This window comes from Candidatus Frankia alpina, assembly GCF_902806485.1.
Lineage (GTDB): Bacteria > Actinomycetota > Actinomycetes > Frankiales > Frankiaceae > Frankia > Frankia alpina.
This window is the reverse complement of record NZ_CADCWT010000091.1, coordinates 1-16637: the sequence shown is the minus strand read 5'-3', so window position 1 is coordinate 16637 and position 16637 is coordinate 1. Positions and strand designations below refer to the sequence as shown.

The following is a 16637-nucleotide window of genomic DNA, read 5'->3' as shown; positions in this document are numbered from 1 at the left end:
CGGCCGCGGGCGTTGCAGCCGCAGGCACCGCGGCGGCGAGGACGCGGCGGCCCGCGATGAGCAGCGCGGTGTCCTCCTGCGGCGGGTGGACCCGGACGCAGTGGACGTCACGCAGGTGACGTTCGAGCGGGTTGCGCCGGGTCAGGCCGGGGTCGCCGCCCGGGCGATGAGCGGCTTGGCGAGAATGGAACGCTCCACCGCCTGCGGTGCGCCCTCCTCGAAGCGGCGGGCCACCCCGAAGGCGATCTCCTCGGCGGCGACGAGCTGCGCCTCGATCTCCCCTGCGATCGTCTGGATCCGCTCGGTCGTGGCGATCGGCCGGCCCAGCGCCGTGGGGACCCGCTCGTTGGCGAACCGCACGAAGAACTCCTGCGCGGCCCGGCCCACCCCGATGTACAGGGCGGTCGCCCCGATCCCGACGGCGGCGAACCCGGCGTCCGGAGTCTGGGTGGAGGCGGGCAGCCCGCGGAAGTTGACGGCGGGCACCTCGACGTCGGTGTAGATCACGTCGTGGGTGCTGCTCGCCCGCAGCCCGAAGTGATCCCAGGTGCGGACGATCTCGATGCCGGGCGTGTCGGCAGGGATGATCACATGCCCGAGCAGCGGGTCGTCCTCCTCGGTGGCCGCCCACACCAGGTGGTAGCTCAGCCCCTCGGAGCTGGTCGCGAAGCCCTTGCGCCCGTTGATCACCCAGCCGTCGGCGGTGCGCCGGATCTTCGTGGCCGGCAGGCCGCCGCGAGCCGGCGCGCCGAGTTCCGGCTCCGCCCGGATCGCGTTGAGCAGCACCGGCCGGTCGAGCGAGTCGGCGACGACCTTCCGGTAGAGCTCGTCGGGCCAGAACGGGTCACGGGCCTGCAGCACGTGCTGGAAGACGGTCATCGCGGAGACCAGCGCCACCGACGGGTCGCCCTTGCCGAGCGCGAGGAACACCCGGATGCTGTCGGTCGGGCTCAGCTCCCGCCCGCCGTAGCGCGGGTCGATACCCAGACGCAGCAGGCCCACGTCGTGCACGGCCTGCACGCCCTTCCAGGGGAACTCCCCCGACCGGTCGTACTCCTCGGTGGTGGCGGCGATCTGGGCGCCGACCCGGGCCAGCGCGGCGTCGGAGATGTCGACCTCGGGCAGCGGCGCCGCGGGCGTGGCCCCTGGCACGGCCTCGCCCACCGGCACGGACCCGGCCTCGGCCGCCGACGACGCGATCGCTTCGGACGGGGCGGTCATGACGCCACCCGCGCCCCGGCCGCGCCGACGAGCTCTGGCTGGGGTAGTCCCGCGTCGAGTGGTACGACCTCGCCGCGTTGGCCCGTCGCCTCCCGGTGGGCCAGCTCCTGGCGCACCAGCGGCAGGACGTAGCGGCCGTAGTCGACGACGTCGTTGAAGTTGTCGTAGCCGCGGATCGAGACGAGCTCGGCGCCGAGGTCGACGTAGTCGAGGATCGCCGCGGCGACCGTCTCCGGCGTCCCGACCAGCGCCGCCGACGCGCCGGCGGCGTTGGTCGCCTTGGCAGGGGCGGTCCACAGCGCGCGGTCGTGCACCTCACCGCGGGCGGCCGCGGCCAGCAGCCGCTGGGAGCCGACGTTGGCCGGGGTGGCGTTGCCGCCTATCCGGAAGCCCTTGTGGACGATCCCGCCGTTGCCCTGCAGGACGCCCAGGATGCGGTGCGCCTTCTCCCAGGCGAGTTCCTCGGTCGGGGCGATGATCGGCCGGAAGGTGACCCAGATCCGCGGGGTGTCGCCGCGCCCGGCGAGGCGGGCCTGCTCGTACACCGCGTCGATCTGCTGCTTCGTCTCCTTCAGCGGCTCACCCCAGAGCCCGAAGATGTCGCCCTTGGCGCCGCCGACCTGGTAGGCCTCGGCCGAGGAGCCGCCGACCGACACCGGGATGGTGGCGTTGACCGGCCGGACCAGCGAGACGAAGTCCTCGAACGAGTAGTAGGTCCCGGCATGGTCGAACGGGGTCGTCGAGGTCCAGGCCTTGCGCAGGATGTCGATGTACTCCGACTGCCGGGCGTAACGCTCGGTCTTGCTCAGCCGGTCGCCCTCGCGGGCCTGCTCGCGGTCGTCACCACCGGCGATGAAGTGCACGACCGCCCGGCCGCCGCTGAGCTGGTCCAGCGTGGCGAGCTGCTTGGCGGCGACCGTCGGGTACATCGTGTTGGGCCGCAGCGCCACGATCGGCTTGACCCACTCGGTGTGCTGGGTGATCGCCGAGGCCAGGGTGAACGGGTCGTGGAACGACGAACTGTAGGCCACGAGCGTGTAGTCGAAGCCGCCCTCGTCCAACGCCCGCGCGTACCGCTTGAAGAACGGCAGGTCGATGGCGGTCTGCCCGAGCCGGTTGAGCTCGTTGGATTGGTTGATGTTGATCGCGCTGATGAACTCTACGGGCATCAGGGTCCTCCGGAAGACGGTCAGGCGCGGCGGCGGCGGGGGCAGGTCACGACCAGCGCGCGATGGCGGGCAGATCACTGCCGAGCCGCAGGCGTTCGAGGAAGAGCACGACCGCCGCGGCGGCGGTGCGGTGGGTGGCGTCGTTGAGGGCGTCGTGCTTGCCGCCGTCGATGGTGACCAGCTCGGCGCGGGACGCCGCCGCGTAGCGGGCCCGCACCGGGCCGAGCGGGCTGATGAGGTCCGCGGTGCCGTGCAGGCCCAGCACCGGCACGTTCACCCGGCTCAGGTCGCCGTCGGCCAGCCAGGCCGGGGGCACCGGCGTGTCCAGCCCGCCGCGGCGCAGGTGGGGATCGTGGCTGAGCCGGGCCCGGCGGCTCGGGCAGGCCGTGCGGGCGGCGAGCTCGGCGGCCCAGACGCCCTCGCCGTCGGCGTCCAGTGCGCCCGCCGCGTCGCCCGGGGCCGCGGCTTCGGTGCCCGCCGGCGCAGGCCGGCTGTCCGCGGCCGCCGGCAGGCCGACGAGCAGCAGTGCGTCGGCCTGCACGACCCCCGTCGCGGCGAGGGCGGCGACGAACGCGGCGCCGGCGTCGGAACCCGCCAGGATGTGGGGGGCGGGCAGGTCGGGGTCGCTCAGCAGCGTCTGGATGTCCGCCGTCACCGCGTTTGCGTCCAGGGTCGGGTCGCCGACCACACGCACGCGGTAGCCGTCGAACGCGATCCGGGCACCGAACCGCTCGTAGATGCCGGGATGCTCACCTCGCCCGACGACCAGGATGATCGTCCCACGCGGGGCGACGGCGGGCGGGTTGTCCCACGCGGCGATGGCCGGGGCCGGCGCGGGGGTGCTGGAGAGCTGGGCGGAGGTCATCGAGGCGTCCTTCGTCCGGGAGTGGGGACTCGGTCCGGGGTTATGGGGGCGGCGGGTGGTCTGGCTGCGGCGGTCGGCGGGCGGGGCAGTCGCGGACGGTCAGCCGTGCGACCACGTGGGCACGCAGGGGCGCACGGACGGAAGAAAGGCGGGTGCACCACGCTCCACCAGGGCGGCGCCGCCGAACCCACGCCCACCACGCTGCCGCGAAGTGCGAGGTTCGGGACTCGACCTGCGTCCAGGACGGCGGCACCGCATGTCGCCGACGGGCCGGGACGCCCGGCACGCGGCGGTTGCAGCAGGAGGGGGAAGATACCCGGCCGGCCACGGCGTCCCCAGGCCGGCGCCGTCAGGCGAGGCCGGGGCAACGCCCGGATCCGGCTGGGGCCGGCGGTGCGAACCGCGTCAGCGGCAGCGACAACAGGACGACGCGAGGATGCCGAAGTCAACGACCCGTCGACGAGTCAACATCCGCCGTGGCAGCGGGACGGCGACGGCACAGCCGGCACGAGGGGCGTTGACCTGTCCGTACCGGATTGCGCGCAATTCGCCGACCATGTCTATGAGAATCGTGGGTTTTTCATCGGTTGTCCAACGCAGATCCGCGATCGCACCGATCAGAATTTGCGATCGGTTGGTGTATCGTGCGCCGTGTGTCCTCCGTGCTCGACATAAACGCTTTGCGTAGCCTCATCACGATCGCCGACAGCGGCGGCTTCCGGCGGGCCGCGGAGAGTCTGTGTGTCTCCCAGTCCGCCGTGAGCCAGCACGTCCGGCGGCTGGAGAAGACGGTCGGGCGCCCGCTGGTCGAGCCGGACGGCCGGGCCACCCGCTTCACCCCCGATGGTGAGCTCCTGCTCGCCGCGGCGCGACGGATCCTCGCCCTGCACGACGGCACGCTCGAGCAGCTCGGCGTCGGCGCCGCGGCCCGGCCGTCCACGATCACCGTCGGCGCCACCGAGCACGCCGCGGATCATCTGCTGCCGCTGTGGATGGCGGCGCTGACCACCAGGTTCCCGGATGTGCGGGTGCAGTTCCGGCTCGACCGGGGGGCTCGCCTCAACGAGGCACTCGACCAGGGCGCGGTCGATGTCGCCGTGCTGATCGGCGCGGCCCGCGCCACCATGTCCCGGCCTGCCGGCGCCCTGCCGCTGGCCTGGTACGCCGCGGTCGGCTGGACGCCGCCGCCGCCGGACCGCCCGCTGCCCCTGGTGGCCATCAACGATCCGTGCACGATCCGCAGCCAGGCGCTGAACACGCTGGCGCGCGTCGGGCGCACCGCCTGGGTGGTCGGCGAGGCAGGTCATCTCGCCCGGGCGGCCTGCAGCACCCCGGCGAGATGACCTGCCTGCGGTCGCCCCCGAGCCGTTGCACATCCGGACCCGCCGCGGTGCGCCACCCCGGCTCGCCGAACTCATCGGCGACACCGTCATCGCCGCGCTGGCCTGACACGACGGCCTGCGACCACGGCCTGCGACCACGGCCTGACACGATGGCCTGCGACCACGGCCCGCTCCCGGGTCCCGGCTCCGGCCGTCTGCCCACCCGTCGGGGCCGTCCGGCATGACCGCAGGTCACGGCAGGCATACTCCTCACGGAGGTGGTCCGGATGGTGCCCGCGTTGGCGATGGCCGCCGCTGAGACGGAACTGTCCCAACCGGACATGGTGATCGCGGATCTCCTTGAGATCCTGCGCCGCCAGCTACGCATGGATCTCGCCGCGCTGGCCAGGGTCGAGGACGAACACCTGGTCCTGCAGGTGTTAAGCGGGGACGTCGCCGGATTCGGGCTGCACGCGGGCGCGGCGGCCGGCCGCCGGAACTCCATGCTCGGGCTGGTGCTGGCCGGCGAGCTGCCCGAGATCGTCGCGGACACCCGGGCCGATCCGCGCCTCGCCGGCCATCGCGACGTCTGGGACAGCGGCATCGGCTCCTACGCCTCGGCGCCGATCATCGACGGCGAGGGCAAGGTGTACGGCATCCTCTGCTGCATCGGGCACCAGGCCCGACGCGCGAGGCCCGACCGCGACGGGCGCTTCCTGCGGCTGCTGGCGGCGTTCCTCAGCGACACCATCCTCGACCTGCACGAGATGTGGGCGCGGCGGCGCCAGATCTGGCAGGAGGTCAGCGACCTCATCGACAGCGGCTGCTCCCAGATCATCTATCAGCCGATCTTCCGGCTAGCCGACCAGTGCATCATCGGAGTGGAGGCGCTGTCCCGGTTCCCAGGCACGCGTGGCGGGGCGCAACGCTGGTACACCGACGCGGCCACCGTCGGACTGAGCACCGAGCTGGAACGACTCGCGATCGGCCGGGCGCTCGCCGTCCTGCCCGTGCTTTCCGGCGGCCTCACCCTGGCCGTCAACGCCTCCCCCTCCACCATCTCCGCCGGCCTGCTGGACCTGCTTCCCGACGCGGCCGGCCGGCTCGTCATCGAGATCACCGAGCATGAGCACATCGGGACCGACAAGCACCTGCTGAAAGCCGTCGAGATGCTGCGCAGCCGGTCGCCATCGACGACATCGGCACCGGCTATGCGGGCCTGGAGCAGCTCCTCCACCTGCGCCCGGACATCATCAAGCTGGACCGCATCATCACCCGGGGCATCGACGCCGACGCCGCCCGCCGCGCCATCGCGACCGGCCTGGTCCAGGTCGCCGGCGAGATCGGGGGCAGCGTCGTCGCGGAGGGCATCGAGACTGCGGCGGAGCTGGCCACCGCGATGGCCGCGGGCATCCTCTACGGTCAGGGCTACCTGCTGGGCCGCCCCGGCCCGCCCGCCGGGGCAGCCTGGCTGCGGCCCGACGCGCAGCGCGCGGGTGTCCCCGGCGGCGTGCAGGCACCGGCCGACGCCCGCCGTTGATCCCGACCCCCGGCGTACCCAGCGGCCGCGCCGCGCCAGCAGCCGACCGGCGGCCATCCACGCCGGCGGCGGGTCGTTGCAAGCAGGCGTGTGCTGGCCGCCCGCACTCGGACGAGTGCCGATCCGGAAGTTCTACACTATGTAGACATGGGGCTGGGTGGGGGTGGCGCGGCACGGCTGCTGCGCGGCACCGTGTTCGCCCTGGCCTGCACCGGGCTCGCCGCCGCCGCCCATGCCCTCGCCCACGGCGGCGCGCCCGCGCCGGCGGCGCTGGTCATGGCGGTCGGTGCGGTCGCGATCCTGGCGGCCCCGTTCGCCGGCCGTACCCGCACACTTCCGACGGTCGTCGCCGCCATGGTCGCCGTGCAGGCCGGGCTGCACACGCTGTTCAGCCTGGCGCCGTTCGCCGGGTCGACCGGCCGGATGAGCGCCGCCCTGCGATCCACGCTGTGCATGTCCCCCGGCGGCGAGATCCCCGACGCGGTGGTCCGCCGGCTGCTTCGCGCGCAGGCACCGCTGCTGCCCGCCCCACCCGCGATGCCGATCGCGCCGTGGCACGGCGGTCCACTCATGCTCGGTGCTCACCTGCTGGCCGCGGCGGCGATGGCGGCGCTGCTGCACCGCTGCGACGACGCGGTCAGTACCGCGGCCCGCCTCGCGACGGTGACGCTGTCCGCGGCGACGGTCGCGCTGGCCGTCCTGCTCGGCAGGACGACGACGGATCCCGTCGCGGTCGCCGTGCACCGGCTGCTGCGAGCGCCCGGGCGACCCCCGAACCACCGTCCGCCGCCATCCTGGCTCTGCCATGCCCGCGTCCTGCGCGGTCCGCCACGTCCGCCGGCGGCCACCAGCACCCCCTGCTGAAGCCGTCCCCTCCGGCCTACCCGTGGTCCGCGGTTCCCACCCGCCAACGGCTGCGGTCTGTCGTGCCCGCACACCACCGCCGCACGGCCGACTCGCGACTGGAAGACACCGGGCACGTCGTTCACCCGACCACGCTCAAGAAGTGCACGCTCAAGAAGTGAAGGAACCTCGCTGTGGACGCAGGCGAAATCATCGGTCCATCCGCGGCCCACCGGCGCCACCGTCGCCGCCGTCGTCGATACGGTCGCCGCCCGGCCGGCGCGGTCTGCATCGCCGTGCTGCTGGCCCTGGCCGCAGCCGGCTGTGGCGGGTCGGCGGCGAAAGGGTCGGGAAGCTCGATCGTCCACCTCGACGACGCGTCGCCGGCCGCCGGCCTGCGGGGCACGGCGCTCGCCGCCTCGCTGCCGAAACCTGACATCAGGCTGACCAACACCGCCGGCCGGAGCTACGACCTGCGCGCCGCGACGGGCGGGAAGCTGACGCTGGTCTACTTCGGCTACACCCACTGCCCAGACGTCTGCCCGACCACGATGGCCGACATCGCCGCCGGTCTGAGCCAGCTCAGCCCGGCCGTCCGCCGCCACGTCACGGTCGTGTTCGTGACCACCGATCCGGACCGGGACACCCCCGCGGTGCTGCATGCCTGGCTGACCCAGTTCGATCCGACCTTCGTCGGCCTGACCGGCAGCTGGAACCAGATCGCCGGCTACGCCCAGCAGCTCGCCATCCCCCTCGAACGGCCACGGCGGCAGGCCGACGGAAGCTGGGAGGTCGACCACGGCTCCCAGGTCACCGCGTTCGGCCCCGACGGTGCCGCCCGCACCGTCTACCTCGCCGGCATCACCCCCACGGACTACGCTCACGACATCCCCCTGCTGGTGAAGGGCTCCCGTTGACGCCCGCCACCCCGCCGCCATCCGTCCCGCCGCCCACGGCGCCGCCATCCCCGGAAATACCGGAGCCGGCATCGATACCGGCCGGCGATCAGCCTGACAGGAGGCTGGGGCGGCGGGCCTTCCTCGGCCGGGTCGGGCTCGTCGGGGCCGGTGGGGCCGCCGGCGCCGTCACCGGGGGCCTGGTCGAACGCGCCACCGGGCCGCACGGCCCGTCGGCGCTGGACCGGGAACGGACGCGTGCCGTCGCCGCCGTCCGTCCCGGCGGGCCGCATCAGCCCGGGATCGTCGAACGGCCGCCCGCGCAGCTCGTGTTCACCGCCTATGACCTAACCGCCGCCGCGGCGACGCAGGCGCGCGCCGAGCTGCGTGCCCTGCTGACCGCGTGGACGCAGGCTACCAGCGTCCTCATGGCCGGCCGGCAGCCGGCGGGAACAGGCCAGCGCACCCTCGGCCTGGCGCCGGCGGGGCTCACCGTCACCGTGGGCATCGGCGCCTCGGCGTTGCGCCGAGCCGGGCTGGGCAGCCGCATCCCACCGCAGCTCGCCCCGATCCCGGCTTTCCCCCACGACCAGCTCGACCCGGCTCGCGGCGACGGCGACCTCGCCGTGCAGATCTGCGCCGAGGACCCGATGGCCGCCATCTCCGCGGCCCGCCACCTGGACACCCTCGCCCGCGGCCACGCGTCGCCCCGGTGGGTGCAGCACGGATTCCGCCGGACCGCCGCCGCGGCCGACGACCCGTTCGGCACCGCCCGCAACCTGATGGGCCAGCTCGACGGCACCAACAACCCGACGGCCGGCACCGCCGTGTTCGACCTCGCGGTCTGGGCGGACAGCCTGTCCCCGTCCTGGCTGGCGGGGGGAAGCTACCTGGTCGCCCGCCGCATCCGGATGGACCTCGACCGCTGGGACCTGTTCGCCCTCGACGCCCAGGAGAAGATCATCGGCCGGGCGAAGGTCACCGGCGCCCCGCTGAGCGGCGGCATCGAACACACCGACCCGGACTTCCTCGCCCGGCACGCCGACGGCACCCCGATGATCCCGGTGAACTCCCACGTCCGGCTGTCCCATCCGCAGTTCAACAACGGGGTCCGCATGCTGCGCCGCGGCTACTCCTACCACGACGGGCTGGACGCCGACGGCCAGCCCGACGCCGGGCTGTTCTTCCTCGCCTACCAGGCCGACCCGCGGACCGCGTTCACCGCCGTCCAACGCAAGCTCGACCGGCTCGACGCGCTGTCCGCCGTCATCCGCCACACCGGCAGCGCCCTGTTCGCCGTCCCCCCGGCCGCCCCCACCGGGGGTTACGTCGGCCAGCAGCTACTGGAGAGCTGAACCATGCCGCCCACGACCACGCCCACGGCCACGCCCACGGCCACGCCCTTGCCCGCCCCCGGGCCGCGAGCCCGCCGCCGACGCGGCCATGCCCGGCTGACCGCGGGGCTGCTCGCGACCGCGGCCGTGCTCGGTATCGCCGGGTGCGGCTCGGCCGGCTCGGACTCGCCGAAGCCGGCGTCCTCACCGTCCGGCGCAGCCTCACCGTCCGGCGCAGCCTCACCGTCCGGCGCAGCCTCACCGTCCGGCGCAGCCTCGACGTCCGGCGCAGCCTCGACGTCCGGCGCAGCCTCGACGTCCGGCACCGGTAGCGCCGACGCCGGCGACCTGCACATCCGGGGCGCCTACATCCCCCAGCAGGCGTCCGAGTCCGAGGCCGCCGCCTACTTCACCGTCACCAACAGCGGCGCCGCCCCCGACACCCTCACGTCGGTCACTACCGCGGCGGCGCCGATGGTCACGCTGCACACCACCGTCGCGCACGGCGGCGCCGAGAGGATGGAGATGGTCTCCCACCTCGCCGTCCCCGCTCATGGCACCGCCGCGCTCACCGTCGGCCACAACCATCTCATGCTGATGAACCCCGTCCGGCGGCTCACCCAGAGGCAGCGGGTGACCCTCGCACTCGCCTTCGCCCACGCCGGGCAGGTTCGCCTGGCCGTGCCCGTCGTCGGCTACAGCGGCTCGACCGGCGGCGATGGCGCACGTACGGCTCCCGACGGCATGAGCGGTATGCCGGGCATGGCCATGCCAACCGGCCGGTAGACAGCACCACCACAGGGCCGACCGCAGCGGAGAGCCATGTGAACACCGTCCGAGTGGTGCGTCGCGTGTCACAACGAAATCCCAGGCAAAAAGCAACAGATAGTCAACCTTTCAACGCTGTTTACGCTTCACCTGGTGGCGTTTCCGCGTCCGGTCGGATGTGGTCCGCTGTCGTACTACGGTCCGACGGTTGCGCCGGCTCACTCGTCGTCGACGGCGGGGAGGGCTGCGCCGATCCTCGGGGGGAAAGTGCGTCTCGTTCATGCCGCTGATGTTCACCTGGACAGTCCCCTGCGAGGGCTGTCCAGGCTCGGTGACGGCGCGCTGGCTGATCTGCTGCGCCAGGCCACGCGTCGAGCGTTGGAGAACCTCACCGAGCTGACGGTCGCGATCGGCGCGGACGGGTTGCTGCTTGCTGGTGACATCTACGACGGAGAGTGGCGGGACTACGGGACCGGTCGGTTCTTCGTGGAGCAGATGGGGCGGCTGCATGACGAGCAGATCCCCGTGTTCCTGGTCCGGGGCAACCATGACGCGCAGAGCGAGATCGCACGATCGCTGAGCCTGCCGCCGAACGTCACAGTCTTCGGCGCCGACGAGGCCGGCACGGTCGTCGTCGACGAGATCGACCTGGCGGTGCACGGGCAGAGCTACGCCACCCGTGATGTCGAGACGAACCTGGCCCGGGCCTATCCGGACGCCATCGGCGGCATGGTCAACGTCGGGCTCCTGCACACCGCGGTCGAGGGCGCCGAAGGCCATGCCCTCTACGCGCCGTGCACCGTCGACGACCTCACCCGGACGGGTTACGACTACTTCGCGCTCGGCCATGTCCACACCCACCGGATCTTCGGCGACGGCGAGCGGGTGGCCGCGTTCAGCGGCAACCTGCAGGGACGTCATCCCCGGGAGAGCGGTCCCAAAGGCGCGCTGGTCGTCGAGCTCGAACCCGGCCGGGCGCCGGTGATACGCCTGGAGCCGTGCGATGTCGCCCGCTGGGCCTCGCTGAGGATCGACGTCGCGGCGTGCCGCACGCTGGACGACGTGCTGGCCTGTGTCGGCGGGCACCTGCAGGTGACGCGCAGCGACGCGGGCGCCCGGCCGGTCGTCGCCCGCGTCGTCCTCGTCGGCACCTCACCGGCCGCCGGTGCTCTGACGGACGAGGAGCGCCTGCGTGAGGAACTGCAGATGGTCGCGGCCGGCATGGCCGTGTCACTCGAGAAGATCGAGGTCCGGGTGGCAAGCCCGCACCCGCCCGCGTCGGTCGACCCGGAGCTGATGGCGACGATCCGCACCGCCGCGGACGATCTGGCCGGGGACACCGACCGGCTCGCCGCGCTCGCCGGGCCGTTGGAACGCGAGGTCGGACGGGCGCTGCGCGGCGCCGGTCTGCTCGATCTGAACGATCCCGCGACGCTGGCCGATCTCGCGCACCGCGCCGGGGCCGGCCTGTTCACCCGGCTCGTCGGCGACGGGGAGGACTGGTGCGGATCCGCTCGTTCGGCCTGGAACGCTACGGCGCCTTCGAGGGGCGCGGTATCGCGTTCGGCGCGGGATTGACCATGGTCGTCGGCGACAACGAGACGGGGAAGTCGACGACGCTGGCAGGGCTGTCGGACCTGCTGTGGGGTTTCCGCCCTGGCCATCAGGACCACACCTTCGCCGTGGGCACACTGAGTCTCACCGCCCGTGTCGAGCTGCCCGACGGGCAGGAGGTGGACCTCCGCCGGCGTCGTACCGGCCTGTCGACCAGCCCGGACGGGCATCCGTTCACCCCGCTGTGGGGGCAGGGCGGCCGCGAACACTGGCGCCGGGCGTTCGGCCTGTCGCGCGAAGAGCTGAAGGACGGCGGCTTCGCCGTTTTTCGCGGCACGGGGGATCTGGCGGAACTGGTGTTCGCGGCCCGCAGCGGGCGAGCGGTGCGCGAGCTGCTGTCCACCCTGGAAGAGGAAAAGGAAAAGCTGTACAAGCCGCACCGCGGCAACAGGAGCGTGCGGGTCCGTGCGGCGCTGCTGGAGTTCGACCGTGTCCGCGCCGCCGCGGAGTCGTCCATGACCCGGGCGGGAGCCGTCCGCGACGCGCAGGACGAACAGGCACGCCATCAGCGCAGCGCCGACATCGCGGCGGCCCGGCTGAGCTCCGCCGCTGAGCGGTACGCCCTCGCCGACCAGCGGCGCCGTGCCCTGCCCGGCGTCCACGCCCTGATCGGCCTGCGGGCCGAGCACGCCCGGCTGCGCGTCACCGGGCTGGTGCTGCCCGCCGAGCAGCTCGACGCGTTCGACACCGCCCGCCACGAGCTCGACGCCGCGGCCGGCGACGCAGAGCGGCTCGAGACCGACCTTGCCGCCAAGGCCCGCGATCGGGCGGCGCTGCACATCGACGACGCGCTGCTCACCGACGGCGCCGCGATCAGCCGGCTGGAACGGCTGATCGAAGCCCGCGCCGGGGATGCCACCACGGCCGCGGAACACGACCGCGAGGCCGAAGACCGGGCCGACGAGGCCACGAGACTGCTCCACGGGCTGGTCCGCCCGGGTGGACTGGTCGGCCCGGACGGGCAGCGGCCGACCGAGGAGTTGCTCGCCGCGCTGCACATCCCGGTCAATGTCGCAGCCGACCTGGACACGCTGGGCGCCCGACTCGACGCGCTGAGCGCCGAGGTCGGACGGGCCGATGAGGCGGCCCGGGTGGCCCTGGCCCGCGAGCGGGCCGCTGTCTCCACGGCGGCCCCCCGCGACCCGCGGCTGATCGTCCTGCTCCGCGGTGTGGTCACCACGATCCGCGCGGAAGGGTCCGCGTCTCAGCAGCTCAGGGCGTCCGTGGACACCGCGGCCACCGCGCTGGGGGACCGTCACGACGCGCTGCACCGCGCGGGCGCCCGCGAGGTCGACGCGGCCCCGCCAGCCGGGCCGAGCCGGGACGCGGTTCGCCTGGCGTGCCAGCGCCTCGCTGAATCCGACCACGCCTGGGTTCGCAGTGAAAAGGAGGTCGCGGACGCCGGGTCGGCCGTGGACCAGGCGCGTCAGCAGCTGGCCAGGACCGTCGTCGGGCAGCGCCTGCCCGACCCGGAGATGCTCGCGCAGGTCCGGGCGGAACGCGACGACCTGTGGGCCCGGCTAGTCGAGGCCGCGGCAAGCGGGTTGACCCCGACGAGGGCCGAGGAGCTGCTGCCCTGCCTCGCCACCACGGTGCGCCGCGCCGACGAGATCGCCGACGATCTGATCGGCCACGCCTCGACTGCAGCGAAACAGGCTCAGAAGCAGCGCGTTCTCACCGACGCCACCGACCGCCAGCGGGCCGCCGCAGTCGCCCGCCCGGCCGCGCTCGACGCAAAAGAGCAGGCGCAGCGGGACTGGGACGCCTTCTGGAACGATCTCGGACTCACCCCACCGGAGGTGGACCAGGCCGACGACGTCCGCCGCGCGCTCGACGACGCCCAGCAGGCACAGACCACCCTGCTGGCCGCGGAACGCCGCATCACCGCCCTGACCGGCCAGGCCGACGCCCAACGAGCCACCCTGGCCGAGGCCCTCACCCAGCTGGGCCAGCCGAACCCCGGCGCCGACCTCGACACGGCCTTGGCCGCCGCCGAGCAGATCCTCACCGACGACGACGCCGCCCGCGAGGAACGCGCCAGCGCGGCCCTGCACGCCCGCCACACCGCCGATGCCCGCCAGGCCCACGCCGACCGCGCCGCCGACCTGCACACCGCCCAGCAGCAGTGGACCACCCAGCTGCAGACCGCGGGCCTGCCCTCGGCGATGACCCCGGCAGGCTGGGCGGCGTGGCACACCGCGTTGACCCAGGCCCAGGCCGCCCAGCACACCACGACCCGGGCCCGCACCCACGCGGCCGACGCCCAGGCCCGCATCGACACCTTCGCCGGCGAGGTAGCCGCGCTCGCCACCCGCCACAGCGACGACGGACACAGCGACGACGGACACGACGACCCCCCGCCCGCCGCCGTCCTGGACCGCCTTGCCGAGCGGCTACGCGCTGCCCGCGCGGCCCGCGCCGCCGCCAAGGTCATGGACCGCACCATCACCGAGCTGACCGACCAGCTCGCCGCCGCCCACGCCCGGCGCACCGACACGGCCGAGCACCTGAACCGGCTGCGCGACGAGGCGGAACTCCCCCCGGACCATCCGCTGACCGCGGTGCTCGAACGCAGCCGCGCGGTCCAGACAACGCGGGCCGAACAGACGGCCACCGAGACCATGATCTGCACCGCGGCACCCGACCACGACCTCGAAACCCTCGTCAAGGACCTCGCCGACCGCGACGACGCCGACCTGGACCGGGAACTCACCGACGCCCACGAGGAACGCGACGCCTGCTCCACCGCCCAGGACGAGGCATTCCGGGCCCTCGGCGCGAGCACCGAACGGCTCCGTCTGCTACGCGGCGCTCGCAGCGTAGCCGATCAGCACGCCCAGGCCCAGGAGCACCTCGCGCTGGTCGCCGAAGGAGCCGAACGGTACCTCATCGCCACCATCCAACATCACCTCCTCCGTGAACAGCTCGAAGCCTACGAACGCCGCCACGCCTCCCCGCTGCTCGGCGATGCCGGGCGCATCCTCGAACGCCTCACCGGCGGGTACTGTGTCGCGCTGCGCGCGGTCGACCGCGGCGACCAGCGGTTCCTCCGCGTCGTCCGCGCCGACGAGCAGGAACGCGAACCCGGCGAGCTGTCCGAAGGCACCGCCGACCAGGTTTACCTCGCGCTCCGGCTCGCCGCGATCGACCAGCTGCAACGCGACCCGCGCCGCCCGCGGCGACGTGTCCCTCCCCGTCGTCCTCGACGACGTGCTGATGGCCTTCGACGACCGCCGGGCCATCACCGCCCTGCGCGTCCTGGCGGAACTCGCCCGGAACTGGCAGATCATCGTGTTCACCCATCATCACCACCTCACTGACCTCATCACCGCCGACCCGCACCTGGCAGAATCCGTACACATCAGCCGGCTCCCCCACGTGAACACGCCGCCGGGCCTACGCGAGGCCGACCAGATCAGGACCTCCCTCGCCACCGCCACCGCCAGTAACGGCGACACCGCCCTCACCCGCCGGTCCTCCCCCTCGGCCTCACCTGGACGGCCGGCGCGGGAACGAACCCTGGCTCCCCCCGCCGCCGACTACGACCCAGGGGACGTCCGTCTCTGAGCACGGGCACACGGCTACGACGTCGGAGACCGAGGCCGCATCGCCGCGAACATCGTCGACGCCTTCCTCCACGCACAGCGCAACTGAGCTCCCCGCCGACACCGCTCCTCGCCAGAGTGGTGCCCCCCGCACGATCGGGGGCACCACACCGGCGGCCTACCGGACTCTGGGGGAGCCCGGGGGGGATTACCCAGGCCACCCGGCGTCTCTACTCCCACGTTCTCCGTAGCGCCTCAATTTCCTTTTTCATACCCTCAATCGTAATCGAGAGTTGTCGCAACGTGAGTTCAAGAACGTCGGGACGCATCTGAGGGGAAACCCTGCTGGCGGCGGCAGTCAGGTCGACCGCCGCCGCAAACTGGGCTCGCCAAGGTGCGGGAGGCGGTGGTGGCAGCAGTCCACCATGCGTCTTGATCCACCACAAAATATCGTAGATGTAAGGGAGTTGAACACGATGAATGCCGTAGGCAACAAGAGCGTCAATCAGGTCGCTACCGTTCGGAGTTCCCCACCTGGCGACAAGATCGTAGCCGGCGACGGCGCTATACAAGCTCGGGTTAGCGCTGTTGAAGTTGCTGCCGGTCGTGATGTCGTGAAAATACGTGCGACTTCTGTCTCGTCCAATTGCCCACAGCGCCGGATTGGCGAACCTAATGCGCGGTCTACCCAACGCTGCAGCCTGTTCATTGGCCAATGCCATGAAGCCAGCCCACAGCGGAGCCGCCGCGCTTGTACCTGCAAAGCTATTCCAACTGCCATTGGAGAAAACTTCGATGTTTTCCGCCACGATTGAAACGTCGGGCGCGTTTCGGACGGTGGCCGATCCTTTGCATACCGTGTAGTCCATGCCGGCTTGCCACCAGGGAATTGCAAACTGCGGATCGCTTCCCCAGTGGCTGTAACCGCCGCCGCTAAACCAAGCCGCCGTTTCGGAGATCCAGACACCGCCGGGGCCGCTGGTTTGAAGCTCGGTGCCGCCGACGGAAGTGACGAGAGGATGATCCGAGGGTGGAAAGGCCCCGGATCCAGAGGTTTCGTTATAGGCACCGAAATCGCCGGAAGCGACGAACAGTGCCTGCCCTTGTATCGCGAGCCGGGTCAGTGCATCATAGACATTCTTGTCATAGAAGAAATAGTACGAAGTCGTGATCTGATGCGGAAACGGCTCGCCTTTGGTCGGCTTGGCCATCTCGTGCAGTGCATCGACGATTCCAGCGTTGCTGTAAGGTGCGCCATAGATGATCACCTTGTCCAGGTCGGGCGCCATTGAGATGACCAGCTCGATGTCTGCCGCCGACTCTTCGTTGGGGTTCCCTCCGGTGTAGCCGTCCAGATACACGTTTTAGAGTGGAACGTTCGGTATTCCATTCTTTTGCTGGTACACCTTGATGTCACTGTCGATGTAGCCGTCCAACTCCAGGACTCCAACCACCTGCCCGCGGCCAGTGAGCCATTCCCGGCAACGATTTGTGAGGTTGGGTAATTGTTGCGGGGTGTG

General features: G+C 72.2%; 11 protein-coding genes and 3 pseudogenes. 10 read left to right on the top strand and 4 right to left on the bottom strand.

Annotated elements, in window-relative coordinates; translation table 11 throughout:
• From G6R25_RS11970 to G6R25_RS11960, 3 genes and pseudogenes are all read right to left on the bottom strand, one after another.
• Positions 1–1221, bottom strand: a pseudogene (locus tag G6R25_RS11970) (acyl-CoA dehydrogenase family protein); the annotation flags it as partial.
• Positions 1218–2390 (bottom strand): LLM class flavin-dependent oxidoreductase, encoded by a 1173-nt coding sequence (locus tag G6R25_RS11965; RefSeq protein WP_163553028.1) that lies wholly within the window; start codon positions 2388–2390, stop codon positions 1218–1220. The pseudogene G6R25_RS11970 and the gene G6R25_RS11965, both read right to left, overlap by 4 nt.
• Positions 2391–2436: 46 nt before the next feature.
• A complete protein-coding gene (locus G6R25_RS11960; RefSeq protein ID WP_163553027.1) occupies positions 2437–3255 on the bottom strand; it encodes an alpha/beta fold hydrolase in 819 nt (272 codons plus the stop codon).
• A 653-nt stretch (positions 3256–3908) separates the two neighbouring features.
• Between G6R25_RS11960 and G6R25_RS11955 the strand changes: the two are divergent.
• The 10 genes and pseudogenes from G6R25_RS11955 to G6R25_RS30400 form a co-directional block, all read left to right on the top strand.
• A pseudogene (locus G6R25_RS11955) lies at positions 3909–4704 on the top strand (LysR family transcriptional regulator).
• 160 nt (positions 4705–4864) lie between these two features.
• Positions 4865–6262, top strand: a complete 1398-nt coding sequence (locus G6R25_RS31430; protein ID WP_473246894.1) for an EAL domain-containing protein — start codon at positions 4865–4867, stop codon at positions 6260–6262.
• A gap of 2 nt (positions 6263–6264) precedes the next feature.
• Positions 6265–6981, top strand: coding sequence for a hypothetical protein (locus G6R25_RS11945; protein ID WP_163553026.1), 717 nt, complete (start codon positions 6265–6267; stop codon positions 6979–6981).
• Between the two features lie 173 nt (positions 6982–7154).
• The gene (locus tag G6R25_RS11940) at positions 7155–7877 is read left to right on the top strand and encodes an SCO family protein (protein ID WP_235948182.1); all 723 of its coding nucleotides are present in this window, start codon (positions 7155–7157) and stop codon (positions 7875–7877) included.
• Positions 7874–9211, top strand: coding sequence for a Dyp-type peroxidase (locus G6R25_RS11935; RefSeq protein WP_235948180.1), 1338 nt, complete (start codon positions 7874–7876; stop codon positions 9209–9211). The genes G6R25_RS11940 and G6R25_RS11935 overlap by 4 nt, the downstream gene beginning before the upstream one ends.
• 3 nt (positions 9212–9214) lie before the next feature.
• Positions 9215–9976 (top strand): copper chaperone PCu(A)C, encoded by a 762-nt coding sequence (locus G6R25_RS11930; protein ID WP_163553025.1) that lies wholly within the window; start codon positions 9215–9217, stop codon positions 9974–9976.
• Between the two features lie 249 nt (positions 9977–10225).
• Positions 10226–11536 carry a metallophosphoesterase family protein gene (locus tag G6R25_RS11925; protein ID WP_163553024.1) on the top strand — a complete coding sequence of 437 codons (1311 nt, stop codon included), beginning with the start codon at positions 10226–10228 and terminating at the stop codon, positions 11534–11536.
• On the top strand, positions 11461–14892 hold the full coding sequence (locus G6R25_RS11920) for an AAA family ATPase (protein ID WP_163553023.1): 3432 nt from the start codon (positions 11461–11463) through the stop codon (positions 14890–14892). Before G6R25_RS11925 ends, G6R25_RS11920 begins: the two co-directional genes overlap by 76 nt.
• Complete coding sequence (locus G6R25_RS11915) at positions 14789–15139, top strand: hypothetical protein (RefSeq protein ID WP_163553022.1); 351 nt, start codon at positions 14789–14791, stop codon at positions 15137–15139. The genes G6R25_RS11920 and G6R25_RS11915 overlap by 104 nt, the downstream gene beginning before the upstream one ends.
• A gap of 6 nt (positions 15140–15145) precedes the next feature.
• Positions 15146–15226: pseudogene (locus G6R25_RS30400) on the top strand (Lsr2 family DNA-binding protein); the annotation flags it as partial.
• Between the two features lie 121 nt (positions 15227–15347).
• Here G6R25_RS30400 and G6R25_RS11910 read toward each other — a convergent pair.
• Positions 15348–16478 (bottom strand): S53 family peptidase, encoded by a 1131-nt coding sequence (locus tag G6R25_RS11910; RefSeq protein WP_136449580.1) that lies wholly within the window; start codon positions 16476–16478, stop codon positions 15348–15350.
• Between the last annotated feature and the right edge of the window lie 159 nt (positions 16479–16637).

Coding starts and splice junctions, on each gene's coding strand:
- G6R25_RS11965 (WP_163553028.1), bottom strand. CDS start 2,390: ATGCCCGTAGAGTTCATCAGCGCGATCAACATCAACCAATCCAACGAG.
- G6R25_RS11960 (WP_163553027.1), bottom strand. CDS start 3,255: ATGACCTCCGCCCAGCTCTCCAGCACCCCCGCGCCGGCCCCGGCCATC.
- G6R25_RS31430 (WP_473246894.1), top strand. CDS start 4,865: ATGGTGCCCGCGTTGGCGATGGCCGCCGCTGAGACGGAACTGTCCCAA.
- G6R25_RS11945 (WP_163553026.1), top strand. CDS start 6,265: ATGGGGCTGGGTGGGGGTGGCGCGGCACGGCTGCTGCGCGGCACCGTG.
- G6R25_RS11930 (WP_163553025.1), top strand. CDS start 9,215: ATGCCGCCCACGACCACGCCCACGGCCACGCCCACGGCCACGCCCTTG.
- G6R25_RS11915 (WP_163553022.1), top strand. CDS start 14,789: ATGGCCTTCGACGACCGCCGGGCCATCACCGCCCTGCGCGTCCTGGCG.